Below are 15,944 nucleotides of genomic sequence, written 5' to 3' on the forward strand. Positions count from 1 at the left end.
TAAGCACAACAAAAAAGAGGAGTTTATTTTATAGAATAAACTCCTCTTTTGTATATTAAAACTACTTCTTTTACAATTCGTCTTCAGACAAAACAATTAAGAAGTCGTTTTCTTGCAGTTCTATTTCTGTGTCTTTTGATAAGTTTAGTGTAATACCAAAATTATCACTTAAACGCTTGCTTAAATCACCTTTTCTAACACCTAAACAAATTTCATCTCTCTGCTGCGCGCAAAATATAGCATCTGCAAAACTTAATTTTTGAGGAAAGGTATCAAAATAAAGCGTTGCAGGTTTTACATAAATCTCACTACCATCTTCAGAGAAAATATCATCATAAAAAGTTTTCATTAAAGCCTCTTCGCTTAACTGCGCTAAAATCATTGTAATTAGCTTATTACTAATTATAAAATCGTCTACATTAGTTTGTGTAATAATTTCTTGATTTTCTGAGTTTAAAACTTGAGTTATAATATGTAAACCATCTGCACTTTCTACAAGTTTTCGTAATAGTAACAAAATAATTAAAGTATCAGAATCTATTTTATCTGCAGATTGCTCTTCCATACTCTGAGACAAAATTACAACGGTATCATAACTTGCAGGATTAATTTCCTCTAGCTTGTGCAGATCTAAAGGATTAGAGTTGTGTAAATTAATATTAAAGTCTGGATATAAATCTCTAATTTCTGTGACTACTGCCGTTAATTCATCTGTAGGTTCATCAAATAAAATATCAAAATCAGAGCCTTCTAATAAATAATCTGTAGCTTCTTCTATAAATACCTCGGCTACTTTATGCCAACCTAATATTAAAATTCGTTTTTTCTTTTGCTCTAAACGTACATTTATTATTTTTTTATCTTTTTTAGGAAAAAAATGCTGTTTACCTTCAAAAGATATTGTAGAGTCATCTTCTGCTAAAATTACTACAGAATCTCCATTATTAAGCACTGTATCTACCGGAGGTCTTAACACCAAACCTTGTTCTTTAGTGTAAATTCCTAGCGGAATACCATCTTTTAAATAGTAACTTAACTCCCCAAAAGGTACTTTGTTCCAATTATCTTCATAAAAATAAATTTCACAACCATCAAAAGATAAAATCTCTTTATACACAGAGTCTAAACCACTTGTTAAAGATGTTTGTATTAATAATTTCCCCATAATATTCCAGCTATCAATAGCAATAATATTATCGTCTTCAAAAAAGCTTATAATATCTCTTTTTTCTTTTGTAAAAATCTCGGCAATTATTGGCAGTTCATTTTTTCCGTTTTGGCAAGCCGTTATAGCTAATATAGATTTAACAGATTGTACATCACTAGCTTTCTTTTTGCTTAACGTGGCACTCTCTGAACAACTAGCAAGTATAATAATAGATCTTGCAGACTCTAAGTTTATACGTTTAAGTTCGTTAATATTAGCATAATCTCCTTGCGTAGTAATTACTTCCGTTGTCATCATATCTGGCAAACGCTTTGTAATTAAGTTATCCATTTCTTCTTTATCTGTATTAGATAAAATAACTACAGACGCTTTAGACTCGCTTTCATTTGCTAAAATTAATTCTCTAATTACGTCCACAACACGCTCATTCCAACCCAAAATAATGGTATGGTTATTTTCTATAACTTTACCTCTACCCTTTCTAAAATCATACAACATAGTATCTAAAGCTGTTGTAATAAAACCAATTAGCATAGATAACAATATAACACCAGTTAAACCAGATAATACAGTTAAGACCTTTAAAAAAGTAGGCGCATCATTATCTTGGTTCATATTACCAGGATCGGTCATTTCTAAAAAAGTAACCCAAATATCTCTAAAAATATTACCAGTATAGTCTAAACTAGGAAAAAGATTTATTAGTAATAAGCGTAAACCTACAAGAAATACAAATACAATAATAAATATAATTAAAAGGCTCTTAAAGATTGATGAGCCTCCTTTGCTTAAAAAACGTTCTGCTTTGTAATTTAAACGTTCAGAAAAAGAGTTTTTCATAAATAAAGGTTGGTTATACGTTTTAAAAATTTGGTTAACTTTTGTTTCAGCTATTAATTTTAATTCATTTTACTGCAAAAACCGCATAATCTTCCTCATCAAAAAAACCTCTACTATACCTATTTAGAACCTAAAGTTTACCTTTATAATTAAAAATACATAAAACTCTAAAAAACAATATTTTACACTATTTTTAAAAGTATTTTTCAGTTCTTACCAGTTATAATACAGTTTTATAAGCATTTGTAAATCAAATAACTATTTAAGTTAAAATAACAGTTTTATTAGAAAGTTATTGCACTAAAGGTAAATTTCTTAACTAAATGTTAATGTAAAAGTTAAAAAGGAACACTAATGATTAACAAATTGTTTCGCTTTTAGGTGAAAAGGAAATTTAATGCCAAAATCTATTAAAAAAAGCAGTTTACGCAAACATACATACATTATTTAATTCACATAACTTTAATAATAAAAATAAAAATACGTTTATAAAAGGATAAAAATTAAATTTAAAACACAATTAAAACCCAATAAAATTACTTTTTTAACAAACAACATAACAAGTATAGCTATATCCCCTTTTTTTAGTACTTTTCAGATTACAAGAACAATTAAAAATCCAAATATGAAAAAACTAGCATTTATAGCCCTAGCTTTGGCTATAAGCTGTAATTCTACTCAGAAAACTACAGGAGAAAAAAAGTCTGAAAAAGCAACAGAAGTAAATCCGGAAACTTACGGTAAAACCATTACAGAAGCCGAGCTAAAAGCTCATTTATACACTTACGCATCAGACGAATTTGAAGGCCGTGAAACAGGTAAGCCAGGACAAAAAAAAGCTATTGAATACATAAAAAAAGAATATGTTGGTTTAGGTATTAAGCCAGCAAAAGCAGACGGAAACTATTTTCAGGATGTTCCTTTAGAGATTTCTAAACTTCCTACAGGTTCACTTAGTGTAAATGGCAAGGAGTATAAGCTTGGAGAGGATTACGTTGCCACTACTGCTGCAACTGGTGATTTTACAGATGTAGTTTATATAGGTTTTGGTATTGATGAAGAAAACTACTCTGATTACAAAAACTTAGATGTTACTAATAAAATTGTTGTAGCCAAAGTTGGCGAACCAAAAAATGAAGACGGTACTTATGTTGTGTCTGGATCAACTGAAAAATCTTCATGGGGTAACCCATCTGAAGCTTTAGCTAAAAGAGTTGAAGCTGCTCAGAAAAAAGGAGCTAAAGGTATTATTTTTTATGATGAAAATAATTACCCAAGATACCAACAGTATTTTGCACAAATGTTAAAAAGTGGTAGAGAAAGAATTTCTCCAAAACCAGCTACACCAAACAAATTTGCTACTATATTAGTAAATACTACATTGGCCAATGCAATTGTGAAAGATATTGCTACAGATAACGCTCCAAAGGTTGTTAGCACTGCTTTAAACATAGATTTAAAAAGCGGAAACAAAGATGTAAAATCTGAAAATGTTGTAGCTTATATTAAAGGTTCTGAAAAACCAAATGAATACCTTGTAATATCTTCTCACTTAGACCATATTGGTGTATCTGCAGACGGACAAATAAATAATGGTGCAGATGATGATGGTTCTGGTACTGTTGCTTTATTAGAAATTGCTGAAGCATTTAGAAAAGCAGAATTAGATGGTAATGGACCAAAACGTTCTGTTGTATTTTTACACGTTACCGGTGAAGAAAAAGGCTTATTAGGATCACAACACTACACAGATGTAGACCCAATTTTTCCTTTAGAAAATACAGTTGCCAATCTTAACATTGATATGGTAGGTAGAATTGACCCTAAACGTGAAGGAGATAGAAACTACATTTACCTAATTGGTTCTGATAAATTAAGCTCAGAATTACATAACTTATCTGAAGAAGTAAACAAAAAGTATACAAATGTTGTTTTAGATTACACTTATAATGACGAAAACGACCCTAACCGTTTTTACTATAGAAGTGATCATTACAACTTTGCTAAAAATAACATTCCAATCATCTTTTATTTTAATGGTACTCATGATGATTATCACCAACCATCAGACACACCAGATAAAATTAATTACGATTTGCTAGAAAACAGAACCAGATTAGTTTTTTATACAGCATGGGAAATTGCTAACAGAGCAAATAAATTAGTTGTAGACAAAGCTACTGAATAAGTAATAAAAAATAAATTAAAAAAACCTCTACTAAATTAAGTAGAGGTTTTTTTGTATCATTTATTGTAACAATTAAAAACAAAAAAGCCTTGTTAGTATTAACAAGGCTTTGCTTTTGGGTGGAAGACCGGGTTCGAACCGGCGACCCTCGGTACCACAAACCGATACTCTAACCAGCTGAGCTACATCCACCATTTGTAAGCGGATGCAAAGATAATTTTTTTTATTTTATCTATCAAACAATTTTGCATCATATTTTCACTATTTTAAAAATTAGATTGTAACGTGCTAATTATCAATATTTATCGTAATTTTACCCCTGTTCTTTATTTTTACCAAGTCGACAATAGGTTAAAAAAAACGGTTCAAACACACAAAAAATGACATTTCACAACATAAATTAGTCAAAGCATATGCTTACATATAAATTCACGTTTAAGTTATAACACTAAGATTATTTAAAAAATTAATGCCTTCAGAATTTAAAAACAAAGTGTATTTTTTAATTAACAAAAAGCTATACTTTACGCTAGTTTTTAGTTGTATTCTATTTTTTAGCAATACAATAATTGCCAGTAAAAGTAAGATTCTTACAGTTAGTAATGATATAGTACCTAAGGATACTATATACATAAATACATTAAATAGTAAAGCCAAAAGGTTACGCTTTTACAATTCTGATAGCCTATTAATTTTAGCAAATAAAGCATTAAAATTAAGTGAAGAGCTAGAGTACACTTACGGTATAAGCAATGCCTTATTACATACTGCTAATTATTATTCTGATGCCGGTAATAGCAAAAAAGCAAATATATTATACAACAAAGCGCTGCTAGAGAGCAAAAAAATAAATGATAGCCATTTACAACTTTCTATAATGAACAACTTTGCACAGTCTCATTATTACTTTGGGGACTATGCTAGCTCGTTGGCTATTTACTTAGAAGGTGTAGAATTAGCAGAAAAAAACAACAATAACAGAATGCTTTCTGTTATGAATGAAAATATTGCTAACCTCTACTCTGCTCAAAAAGATTATGACCAAGCTTTATTATTTTTAAAAAAATCTTTAAAACTTAATTTAACACTTAAAAACGATTTTAATTCTGCAAAAACATTGTGTAACTACGCTTATTTACAAAGTGAAATAGGCAACATTAATAATGCAATGTTTAACATTAATAAAAGTATAAGCATTTTTGAGGAATACAATAATATTAGGTGGATTGCTAAATCTTATAGAGTTAAAGGCGATATATACTTAAAGCAAAAGAAATATGAGTGGGCTATACGCTGGTATGACCAAAGTTTTCACTTATACGACCAAATTAAAAACAATAGAGACAAGTTAAACCTGCTAAGCGGTCTAGCTTATGCCCATTTTGGCAATAAAAATACAGATACCGCAGAACTTTATGCATTAACAGCCTACGAAAATGCTAAAGAACTTAACTCTATTAAAAATATAGAAAGTGCAGCAGATATACTGTACAAAATAAATAAACATAAAAAAGATTTTGAAAAATCACTTTACTTTCATGAGCTGTACGAGAAGGTAACAGACTCGCTATCTAGAAATGAAAATAAGCGTAGCTTATTAATGTTACAAACTAAAATAGAAAGAGATAAGCAAAAGGAAACTAAAGAGGTTAAAGACAAGCTAGAAAACGCCAAACTTAGGAGTGCTATTTATATAGGTACATCTATATTAGTAATTTGGGCTATTATTACTTTTATGATGTCTAGAAGTAGAAAAGCACACAAAAAATTAAATACAGAACTGCAGTTAAAACAAGTAGTTTTAGAAAACAGAGAAGAAGAACTGCAAGAAATAAATGAAACCAAAGACAAACTATTTTCTATAATTGCACACGATTTAAGAGGACCAATTGGTGCTTTATTAGATGTACTAAAAATGATGAAATCTGGAGACTTAGCTATAACAGAGTTTAGAGATTTTGTACCTAAATTAATTAAAGATGTAGACCATATTTCATTTACCCTAAACAACTTATTGTCATGGGGACAAACACAAATGAACGGTGCAACAACAAATACCACATTAGCAGAATTAAATACGTTAGCAGAAAACAACATTAATTTACTGGCAGAAACAGCAAAAAAGAAAAATATTACCTTAATTAACGAGATTCCAGATAATACTATAATTTTTTCTGATCCTAACCAAATAGACATTGTTATTAGAAATATTATTAGCAATGCTCTAAAATTTACACCAAAAGGTGGTAAAATAACTATAGATGCTCAAGAAAAGTATCAATTTATAGAAGTAACTATAAAAGATACAGGTATTGGTATGAGTGAAGAAGATTTAAGCAAAGTTTTTGCACCTAACCAGAGCCATACCACATTTGGAACAGACAATGAAAAAGGTACCGGTTTGGGCATATCATTAAGTAAAGAAATGGTAGAAAACAATGGAGGAAATTTATGGGCAAAAAGTAAGTTAGGAAAAGGAACCATATTTTATTTTACTGTTCCAAAAGGAGAAGACAATTATCAATATACATTATAAAACTGTTCTATTTTTTTAAATTCATAATGTACACTAACAATTAATATGTTAATTATATTTTTAGATTAAAACACTTGCTAAACTCATTAGTAATCAATATATTGCTAGTCATTTTTACCCATTTTTTACTAGAGCATGAACATAGGTTTACATAAATATTTACATAAAAATATCTTCCTGTTTACTATTGTATTTATTTTAGCTTTTACAGTAAATTCTCAGACAAAAATAGATAGTATTACCGCCTTAGTTGAAAATGCATCCAAAAATTTAAAAACTAAAGAAGACAAAAAACAGTATATAGATTTGCTCACTTCTTTAGCAAGTCACTATACCTACGACAATATAGACAGTTTAAAATCAATATCAGATAAAGTCTATAAATTAAGTAATAATTTAAATTACAAGAAAGGTAAAGCAGATGCTATAGCTCATTTAGCTTATTACAACTCTTACCAAGGAAACTCAGACTTAGCAATAGAACAGTTAAATGAAGCTTTAAAATTAGCCAAAGAAGCTAATTACGTTAGAGGCCAAATAAATATTTTAAACCAAATAGGTTCTGAAAATGCGTATGTTGGTAAAAATAGTGAGGCATTAAAAGCTTACTTAGAAGGTGCAGATATTGCTGAAGCCAACAACAATAAGGTACTACTTTCCTTTATAAAAGACAATACGGCAAGTTTATACGCCACTCAAAAAGACTATGCACAAAGTATTGCTCTTTACGAAGAGGTTAATAAACTTAACAAAGAAATTGGCAACCCTATATATATTGCAGAAACATACTCTAATATGTCTGACATATATATTAAAACAAATCAATTGGACTTAGCAACCGAATATATTGACAATAGCATTGCTACTTTTGAGAAAGAAAATGATAAAGAGTGGCTATCTTATTGCTACATTAACAAAGCCAGAATTTTAATAAAGCAAAACCAACCAGAATTTGCACTTAAATGGTTAGATATTAGTGAAAATATTTTAAAAGATTTAACAGATGATAGAACTATAATATCATTAGAAAATGCAAAGGCTAAAGCCTATTTAGGTTTAAACAATACCGAAAAAGCAGAAACTTCTGTAAACAAAGCTATAGAAATTGGCTCTAGGTTTAATTTATTAGAAGAGCTAGAAGAAGCTTATGAAACTTTATATTTAATACATAAAAAAAATAATGATTCAGATTTAGCTCTTAAAAGTTTAGAGTTATTTAAAAAAACATCAGATTCAATCTTAAGAAGAGAAAATAGCAACAGCTTAGGTGCTTTTAAAACTAGAACAGAATACGAAAGACAAAAAAGAGATACCGAAGCCGAAGCTAAAAAAGAAATAGATAAGCACCAGAATTATCTTTTTCTTGCAATTGCCGCATTAATTGTACTTAGCTTTATTTTACTACTTATAAAAATACAAGCCAACACAAGAAAGAAACTTTACAACCAGCTTATAGAGCAAACAGAAGTTTTAAAAAAGAGAGAAAATGAGCTTGAAAATATTAACAAGACTAAAGACAAGCTATTTTCTATAATTGGTCACGATTTAAGAAACCCAATTGCCGCACTACAAAGTTTACTAGATATGTTTGTTTCAAAAGATGTTGAAACTGAAGATTTTTTAAGTTTTATACCTAAATTAAAAAGTGATGTAGATGCGTTATTTTTTACTTTAACAAACTTACTTTCTTGGAGTAGAACACAAATGAATGGTGGTTCTACCACTCCTAGTAATGCTAAAATGTACAATTTAGCACATAATAACATTAATTTACTATCTGAATTAGCAGAAAATAAAAACATTAAAATTACCAATTCTATACCAAGTAACACTATTGTTTGGGCAGATAAAAACCAAATGAGTGTAGTTGTGCGTAATTTATTAAGCAATGCTATAAAATTTACCAAAACCGGTGGAAACATAACAATTACAGCTACAGAAACAGAAAACAGCTGGATAACTAGTGTACAAGATTCTGGTATAGGTATAAAGCCAGAGTTAATAGATGAGTTATTTTCTAGTGATAATGCAATTGCAGTATCATATGGTACAAATAACGAAAAAGGAACCGGTTTAGGCCTACCATTGTGTAAAGAGATGATAACAAACAACCAAGGTACTATTTGGGTAGAAAGCACCTTGGGTGAAGGTAGTATATTTTATTTTGAACTTCCTAAAACTGGTAGCTAACTAAATTAACTTATCTAGACTACTCACTGCTACATAACGCTCTACTGTAAAACCTTCTGCGTGGTCTACTCCTATTAAACGCCCTAAGTCTTGCGCTCTATATGTAACACTTTCTAAAAAATTCTGACTTGTAATTGGTGTTTGCGGAGCTGTGCTATTTGTATCATAAAATTGTGTTTTGTATGCCAAAACAGATTTTACTTTGGTTTGTATAAAACCAGTAACATCTACAACAAAATCTGGTTTAATATTTTTCCATTGTATGTAATGATAAACGTGTTTTGGCCTCCATTTTTCCTGCGGCTTACCTTCAAAATCTGTTTCTATTTTTAACAAACCACTTAAAAAACAAGCATCACTAACTAATTTACTTCCTTTACCGTGGTCTATATGCCTATCATCAATAGCATTACACAACACAATCTCTGGTTGGTATTTACGTATCATTTTAATTATTTGCAATTGATGCGCTTTATCATTAACAAAAAAACCATCTTCAAAAGCTAAATTTTCTCGTATGCTAACACCTAAAATTTTAGCGGCAGCTGTTGCCTCTGCATCTCTAGTTTTGGCCGTACCTCTAGTACCCAATTCACCTCTAGTTAAATCTACAATACCAACTTTTTTACCATTTGCAATTTCTTTTGCTATTGTAGCTCCTGCTCCCAGCTCTGCATCATCTGGGTGCGCCCCAAAAACTAATATATCTAACTTCATTTTATTCTAATCTATTTTACCTTAGCTAATGCTTGTTCTATATCAGCTATTAAATCTTCTACTTCTTCTATACCAACAGAAAAACGAATTAAACCATCCTTAATACCTTGTTTTTCTCTTTCTTCTGCACTTAATAGAGAATGAGATGTTTGCGTTGGCGACAAAACAGTACTTTCTACCCCTGCCAAACTCATAGATGGTTTTATAAGTTCTAATGCATTTTGAAAGTTCATAGCATTTATGTCGTCCTTAAGCTCAAAAGATAACATACCTCCAAAACCTTTCATTTGTGACTTTGCTAGTTCGTGGTCTGGATGCGACTCTAAACCAGGATAATACACAACTTCTACATCTTTATTTTGATGTAAATACTCTGCCATTTTTTGGGCATTTTCATTCTGAGCCTTTACTCTTATACCCATAGTTTTCATACTACGCTCTAACAACCAAACGGTGTAATCACTTAAACTACCTCCAAAATTTTTAGCTAGCTGAAAAATCTTATCTATATTTTTAGCTGATGATGCTACAGCACCTGCACAAATATCGGAATGTCCACCCATATATTTAGTTGCACTATGTATTACAATATCAATTCCAAAATCTATTGGATTCTGGTTTACAGGACTAGCAAAAGTATTATCTATCATAGAAACCAAATTGTGCTTTTTAGCCAAAGTAGCAACCGCTTTTAAATCGGTTATGGTTAGTAAAGGGTTAGATGGTGTTTCTATATAAATAACCTTAGTATTTTCTTTTATTTTGGCTTCAAAATCTTCTGCTTTTAATCCATCTGTTAAAGAGTATTCTATTCCAAATTTAGAAAACTCTTCTTGTATTAAATTATAAGTGCCACCGTATAATGTTTTTTGTAAAACAACATGGTCTCCCGCGTGTAAAAACGCCATTAAGGCAGTGCTTACTGCCGCCATACCACTACCAAAAATTAAGCCAGCCTCTGTATGCTCTAATGCAGCAACTTTTTTACACAAGGCCTCTTGGTTTGGCGTATTAAAATATCTTGGATACCTTTTTACATCTACACCTTCAAAAGCGTAAGAAGAACTCATATATAATGGAGACACAGCCCCTTTAAATTGTTTATCTTCTACTTCTCCTGTGTGAGTACAAATTGTATTTAAACCTGCCTTAGATTGCTTCATTTTAGTTGTTTTAGTTCTTTTTTAGTTGGTCTATCAAAGTTACAAATTTAGAACCTAAACAACCTAACAAATCTATTTTCCATTACACACCGTATATAAATATAACAACAGTATAAAAAATTGAATAAATACCAACAAATGACATTTAAAACTATAGTATACAGCATTTTAATATGTAGTTCTTTTATTACCTGCTCTACAGATAGCGAATCTACTCCTTCTTTTACAAATGATAATAATGAAATTATAACAGACGAAATTAAAGAAAGAAACAGAAAAAACGTTGGTTCTTCTGCTAATGACCTATTATCTAATACAACTTATAAATCTACAGTTATTGAAATATTTTATGTAAAAGATTTTAAGCCAACTGATGAAACTATAGAAAATTTTAAAAATTTTATTACTGAAAGGCTAAACAAGTCTAAAGGTTGGGAATTAAGGTTAGAAGAAATAACGGTTCCTGCAAAAACATCCTACACTGTAGATGATATTATTGCAATGGAAAACAACCTGCGCACCCAATACAATACAGATGATAAAATAGCAGTTTTTGGTATTTATTTAGATGCAGAATATGCTAATAACAAAGAAGAAGGATCTGTTTTAGGTATTGCTTACCAAAACACATCTTTTGCTATTTTTGAGAATACTGTAAAAGAATTTAGCAATAAACCATTAGCACCAAGCAGAACAGTACTATCTTCTACTGTGCTAAATCATGAATTTGGACATTTACTTGGTTTGGTAAATAATGGATCTACAATGCAAACCAGTCACCAAGATACTGCACACGGTAAACATTGTAACGTAGAAAACTGCTTAATGTATTGGACTGCAGAAACTGGCGAAGGACTTTTAAACTCCATTACCGGAGGTAAAATACCCACTTTGGATGCGCAATGTATTGCAGATTTACAAGCTAATGGCGGAAAGTAAACTATTTAGAATAGTTTACTTTAAACCTCCAATAGCTAATAGCTCCAAGTATTACTACACCTGCAGCTGTATACCATATAAACATAGGTGTAATTACTTGCGCACCACTTGCATAACTATGTAAACCAGCTAAATAGAAGTTTACTCCAAAATATGTCATCATTATACTAGCAAAAGCTACTATACTTGCAAAATTAAATAACCACTTACTACGCAAACCAGGTACAATTCTCATATGCACAACAAAAGCGTAAATCATAATAGATATTAATGCCCACGTTTCCTTAGGGTCCCAACCCCAATAACGACCCCAACTTTCATTAGCCCACATACCTCCTAAAAAGTTTCCAATAGTAAGCATTACAAGTCCAGTTGTTAAAACAAGCTCGTTAATTATAGTTAACTCTTTTAAGTTAAGATCCATGCGAGCTTTGTTCTTTTTATTTGTTAGCATTATTAAAATTAATGATGTAACACCAAGAATCATCCCCACAGTTAAAGGTCCGTAACTACCAACAATTACCGCAACGTGTATCATTAACCAATAACTATCTAAAACAGGTACCAGGTTAGATATAGATGGGTCTACCCAATTCTGGTGAGCTATCCACAATAACATAGCTGTAACAAACGTAGCTGCTGCTATGGTTAAATTACTTTTACGAGCAAACAGTAAGCCCATACCCAAAGTAGCCCAAGCTACATATATAATACTCTCGTAAGCATCACTCCAAGGTGCGTGCCCAGATATGTACCAGCGTAATATTAAACCTGCTGTATGCCATAAGAATAATAAATATATTGTGCCTTTAAAAAAGTAAACTGCAACGCGCCAAATACTATGGTCTTTAAATATTTGAAAAATAAGAATTAAGAACAAAAACAAGCCCACAACCGCATAAGCTTTATACAGCACATTAAAAATGTTTAGCTTATTGTATATAACCTCTGTATTTATTTTAGTTTCTGAGGGTAAAATTTCTTCTCCATGGTTTAACTGGTTCTTTTTTAAACCAGTTAACATTTTATTAGCTTCTGTATAGTCTCCAGATTCTCTTGCTTTTTGTAGTGCTATTAAATAATAAGGTATAGAGTTTTTTATAAAATTATCATACAATTCTTCTTGCGGTGGAAACTCTCCGCTATTACTTCTGTATTCTAAAGCAGATATCCACTTATTATTATCTACATTTAGTAAAGGAAAAATCTTTAAAATTTCTCCACTCAATGCTCTATTTAAAAGCCCTAATCTAATGTTAACATCTTTATAATCTTGCTGAAATTTGTTTGGATTGTTAGTGGCTGTAGCTTCAACCAAAAACGGATCTAACTTGTAGCTTTGTTTTTCATCAAAAAAGTCCATTAACGTTGCATAACGCTGTCCAGATGGTACTCCTATAACTTTACGTATACTATCATTGTATCCTTTTTTATCTATGGCAATAATGTGTGCATTAGCCCATAATTGTTGGTTAGACATCATAGATATAAACACTTGGTCCGATGTTAAACCTAAATATTTATCCTTTAAACTTAATTTACGCAGCAATTCAGATGTAAAGGTGTTTATGGGTTTCATACGTCCTCCTTCATCCTGTATAACTAATTTACCAAACTCCTCTGCGTGCTCTTTAGATACTGCTGTAGCTAAAATAATAGAGTCTATAACCTCTTGACTAGGTAGTTCTGCGTGGTTATGCCCATCTCCTGAACTGTGCTCTTGAGCGTGATTATGACTATCTGTAGTTTTTGTCTGTGCCGTAACATTTAATAAACACCCTAAAAGAATGATTGTGGTAAGCTTTGCCTTTTTCGCTTTTATTTTATCCAATGAAACAGCCAAGTCTTTAAACCTAGTTTTACCAAAAAACATAATCCCCATTAAACCAGCATATAACATAAAATAACCAATATAGGTAATCCAAGTACCCCAAAAATCGTGATTAACAGATAATCTTGTACCTAGCTCATCTGGATCAAAACTGGCTTGAAAAAAACGGTAGCCTCTGTGATCTAATATATGATTCATAAAAATATCATAATCAAAAGGTTTTTCATCTTCAATAGTAACTTTACTCATAAAAGACGCATAACCTTTTTCTGTACCAGGATACTTTTCTGCTATAAAGTCATTTAATTTAATAGCAAAAGGCAACTCATGAATTTTAGATCCGTAAGCCATTCTAAATTCTAAATCGCCAATTTTAAACGGATCAGAATACTGCATCATTCCTTTAGAACCTAAAAGTTTTTTACGTACCGTTTTGCCGTTTACTGTAATATCTAAAATTAAGGCATCTGGCATATTTTCTGTACGTTCCTCATCTGGAATACGTATAATTCCGTTTTTACCCTTTACCAAAGAATCTGGCATAACAAACTGCATATTTGCCATTTGGTATAAAGAACGCAATTGTAGTTTTTGTACGGTATCTTTTTTAACACCACCTTGTAACCTATCTGCCATACGCATAAATGTTCCTTCAAAAGGTGATTGTATGGTATAGCTAGAGTCTGTTGCGGTGATATTTATAGCTCCTTCTGTAGGTTTATTTAAAGCAAACAATACATTGTGTATACTTTGCACTACACCTTCTTCTAAATAATGATCATGACGACCACCACTACTAGATTCTACTATTTTTAAAAAGTTTTTTCCTTCATCTCCAATTATTAAACCTTCTTTAGCACCATCTATAAAACCAGCATATGCTATAGTGTATTCAGTCTTATCAAAATTTGTATGTATAGGCAAATTAGATTTTAATGCTTCTGCAGTAACTAGAATAGGATACTCTTGCTTTTTCTGCATTTTTACACCATCTTTTTTACCATATACAATTGTAGAGATATATGTTTTATCTGAAAAGAATACGTTTGCTGTTTCTCCTTCACGTATTGGCATCATTCCTTCATAACTAATATACCTAGTTACAAAAGCACCTATAATAATAAAAATCCAAGAAAGGTGTAGTAATAAAACCGCCCATTTTTCTTTACGCAACAAATTGTATCTAGCTATGTTTCCTATAAAATTAATTACAAAAAAGACCATAATAGCCTCAAACCAAACAGTGTTGTAAATCCATATTCTTGCTGTATCAGTGCTGTACCAGCTTTCAATAAATGTCCCAAAAGCCATTGCGGTTGCAAATGCTATGAATAAAAATGACATTAAACGTGTAGAAAAAAAGAACTTCTTAATTAAATTTATCATCTTGGATAATAGTAAATGAATTGGTTTGCAAAAATACGCCCTTTTTGTGTTTTTTTATACCTAAAACAACAATAAATGTGTTAATGAAAACCTAATGTTTAATCTGTTTATGAACTAGTGTTTTGTCTAGCGTTAAAAATATGAATGTGAATATTAGACCCCATATTACGAGCTCTATTTTTGGCTATAGTAAGATTGTCTCCTTCAAAAAGTTCATCTAACGTTTCTAACCAATAATTTAACCAAATACCAAAATGCATCTCATTAATACTATTATTAGTGTAATTATCCACTTTATTGTGTACCGCTATAGGGTTACCTTTATAAGTGCCACGCTCTATAAATAACTGATTACTCCAAAAATTGGTAAGGTGTAGTAAATGGTGGTCCCAATCTTTAATTATACCATTAAAAATAGGACCTAAAGTTTCATCTTTGCGTATTTTATCATAAAAAGATGAAACTAATAAAAATACATTCTCTTTGGTTGTGAGCTCAAGTTTTTTCATATTACAAATACTATTTAATACATTAGCAAATAATTAAGCCTGTATTAGTTACAAAACTAAACAACAAAGCCTTAATAACAGTTAAAAAAGTAGAATTATGTTTAATAGTACACCTCTTAAAAAGTATATTTATCACACCCTTTTTTTGGTGTTATTAACTTGTAATATTAGTTGTTCTAGTGATGATGATTCTACCAATAATGTGGAAGATGGACCAAAAGGAAATTGCATAGAAAATGGTACTAAAATTACCATCGTAGGTAATCACAATCATACTTTAGAAATTGCTACGGCAGATATAATTAGCGGTGCCACAAAAGTATACACATTAATTGGCGCAACCGGTCATGAACATATGCTTACTATAACAGCAGAAGATTTTGCAACTTTAAAAACCAATAATGCAATTACTATAGCTGCAAGTACCAATGCAGGGCACACACACGCAGTAACAATTGGTTGTAAAGAATAATAGTT

General features: G+C 30.8%; 10 protein-coding genes and 1 tRNA gene. 5 read left to right on the forward strand and 6 right to left on the reverse strand.

Annotation, left to right across the window (positions count from 1 at the left end; all coding sequences use genetic code 11):
• Positions 1-70 precede the first annotated feature (70 nt).
• Entirely contained in the window at positions 71-2,008 is a 1,938-nt protein-coding gene (locus tag PBN93_RS15620; RefSeq protein WP_077404462.1) for a CASTOR/POLLUX-related putative ion channel, read from the reverse strand.
• A 625-nt stretch (positions 2,009-2,633) separates the two neighbouring features.
• Between PBN93_RS15620 and PBN93_RS15625 the strand changes: the two genes are divergently transcribed.
• Positions 2,634-4,196: a M28 family peptidase gene (locus PBN93_RS15625; RefSeq protein WP_271081071.1), complete on the forward strand. Its 1,563-nt coding sequence runs from the start codon at positions 2,634-2,636 to the stop codon at positions 4,194-4,196.
• Between the two features lie 117 nt (positions 4,197-4,313).
• Here the strand turns inward: PBN93_RS15625 and PBN93_RS15630 are convergent.
• Positions 4,314-4,389 (reverse strand) — tRNA-His (locus PBN93_RS15630).
• 276 nt (positions 4,390-4,665) lie between these two features.
• On the opposite strand from PBN93_RS15630, the gene PBN93_RS15635 reads away from it, so the two are divergent.
• A complete protein-coding gene (locus PBN93_RS15635) occupies positions 4,666-6,732 on the forward strand; it encodes a tetratricopeptide repeat-containing sensor histidine kinase (RefSeq protein WP_271081072.1) in 2,067 nt (688 codons plus the stop codon).
• A 135-nt stretch (positions 6,733-6,867) separates the two neighbouring features.
• Positions 6,868-8,922, forward strand: a complete 2,055-nt coding sequence (locus PBN93_RS15640; RefSeq protein ID WP_271081073.1) for a tetratricopeptide repeat-containing sensor histidine kinase — start codon at positions 6,868-6,870, stop codon at positions 8,920-8,922.
• Here the strand turns inward: PBN93_RS15640 and bshB1 are convergent, their stop codons facing one another.
• Together bshB1 and PBN93_RS15650 are read right to left on the reverse strand one after the other, a co-directional pair.
• Positions 8,923-9,639 (reverse strand): bacillithiol biosynthesis deacetylase BshB1, encoded by a 717-nt coding sequence (bshB1, locus tag PBN93_RS15645; RefSeq protein WP_271081074.1) that lies wholly within the window; start codon positions 9,637-9,639, stop codon positions 8,923-8,925.
• An 11-nt stretch (positions 9,640-9,650) separates the two neighbouring features.
• Positions 9,651-10,802, reverse strand: coding sequence for a trans-sulfuration enzyme family protein (locus PBN93_RS15650; protein WP_077404478.1), 1,152 nt, complete (start codon positions 10,800-10,802; stop codon positions 9,651-9,653).
• A 138-nt stretch (positions 10,803-10,940) separates the two neighbouring features.
• Here PBN93_RS15650 and PBN93_RS15655 point away from each other — a divergent pair, with 138 nt between their 5' ends.
• Positions 10,941-11,741, forward strand: a complete 801-nt coding sequence (locus PBN93_RS15655) for a membrane metalloprotease (protein WP_271081075.1) — start codon at positions 10,941-10,943, stop codon at positions 11,739-11,741.
• 1 nt (position 11,742) lies between these two features.
• Here the strand turns inward: PBN93_RS15655 and ccsA are convergent, their stop codons facing one another.
• Entirely contained in the window at positions 11,743-14,958 is a 3,216-nt protein-coding gene (gene ccsA / locus PBN93_RS15660) for a cytochrome c biogenesis protein CcsA (protein ID WP_271081076.1), read from the reverse strand.
• Positions 14,959-15,065: 107 nt separating this feature from the next.
• The gene (locus PBN93_RS15665; protein ID WP_271081077.1) at positions 15,066-15,467 is read right to left on the reverse strand and encodes a group III truncated hemoglobin; all 402 of its coding nucleotides are present in this window, start codon (positions 15,465-15,467) and stop codon (positions 15,066-15,068) included.
• 97 nt (positions 15,468-15,564) lie between these two features.
• On the opposite strand from PBN93_RS15665, the gene PBN93_RS15670 reads away from it, so the two are divergent.
• Positions 15,565-15,939 carry a hypothetical protein gene (locus PBN93_RS15670; RefSeq protein WP_271081078.1) on the forward strand — a complete coding sequence of 125 codons (375 nt, stop codon included), beginning with the start codon at positions 15,565-15,567 and terminating at the stop codon, positions 15,937-15,939.
• The last annotated feature ends 5 nt before the right edge of the window (positions 15,940-15,944 follow it).

Origin of the sequence: Cellulophaga omnivescoria, assembly GCF_027915275.1 — a bacterium.
In the GTDB taxonomy this organism is placed as follows: domain Bacteria; phylum Bacteroidota; class Bacteroidia; order Flavobacteriales; family Flavobacteriaceae; genus Cellulophaga; species Cellulophaga omnivescoria.

Coding starts and splice junctions, on each gene's coding strand:
- PBN93_RS15620 (WP_077404462.1), bottom strand. CDS start 2,008: ATGAAAAACTCTTTTTCTGAACGTTTAAATTACAAAGCAGAACGTTTT.
- PBN93_RS15625 (WP_271081071.1), top strand. CDS start 2,634: ATGAAAAAACTAGCATTTATAGCCCTAGCTTTGGCTATAAGCTGTAAT.
- PBN93_RS15635 (WP_271081072.1), top strand. CDS start 4,666: ATGCCTTCAGAATTTAAAAACAAAGTGTATTTTTTAATTAACAAAAAG.
- PBN93_RS15640 (WP_271081073.1), top strand. CDS start 6,868: ATGAACATAGGTTTACATAAATATTTACATAAAAATATCTTCCTGTTT.
- bshB1 (WP_271081074.1), bottom strand. CDS start 9,639: ATGAAGTTAGATATATTAGTTTTTGGGGCGCACCCAGATGATGCAGAG.
- PBN93_RS15650 (WP_077404478.1), bottom strand. CDS start 10,802: ATGAAGCAATCTAAGGCAGGTTTAAATACAATTTGTACTCACACAGGA.
- PBN93_RS15655 (WP_271081075.1), top strand. CDS start 10,941: ATGACATTTAAAACTATAGTATACAGCATTTTAATATGTAGTTCTTTT.
- ccsA (WP_271081076.1), bottom strand. CDS start 14,958: ATGATAAATTTAATTAAGAAGTTCTTTTTTTCTACACGTTTAATGTCA.
- PBN93_RS15665 (WP_271081077.1), bottom strand. CDS start 15,467: ATGAAAAAACTTGAGCTCACAACCAAAGAGAATGTATTTTTATTAGTT.
- PBN93_RS15670 (WP_271081078.1), top strand. CDS start 15,565: ATGTTTAATAGTACACCTCTTAAAAAGTATATTTATCACACCCTTTTT.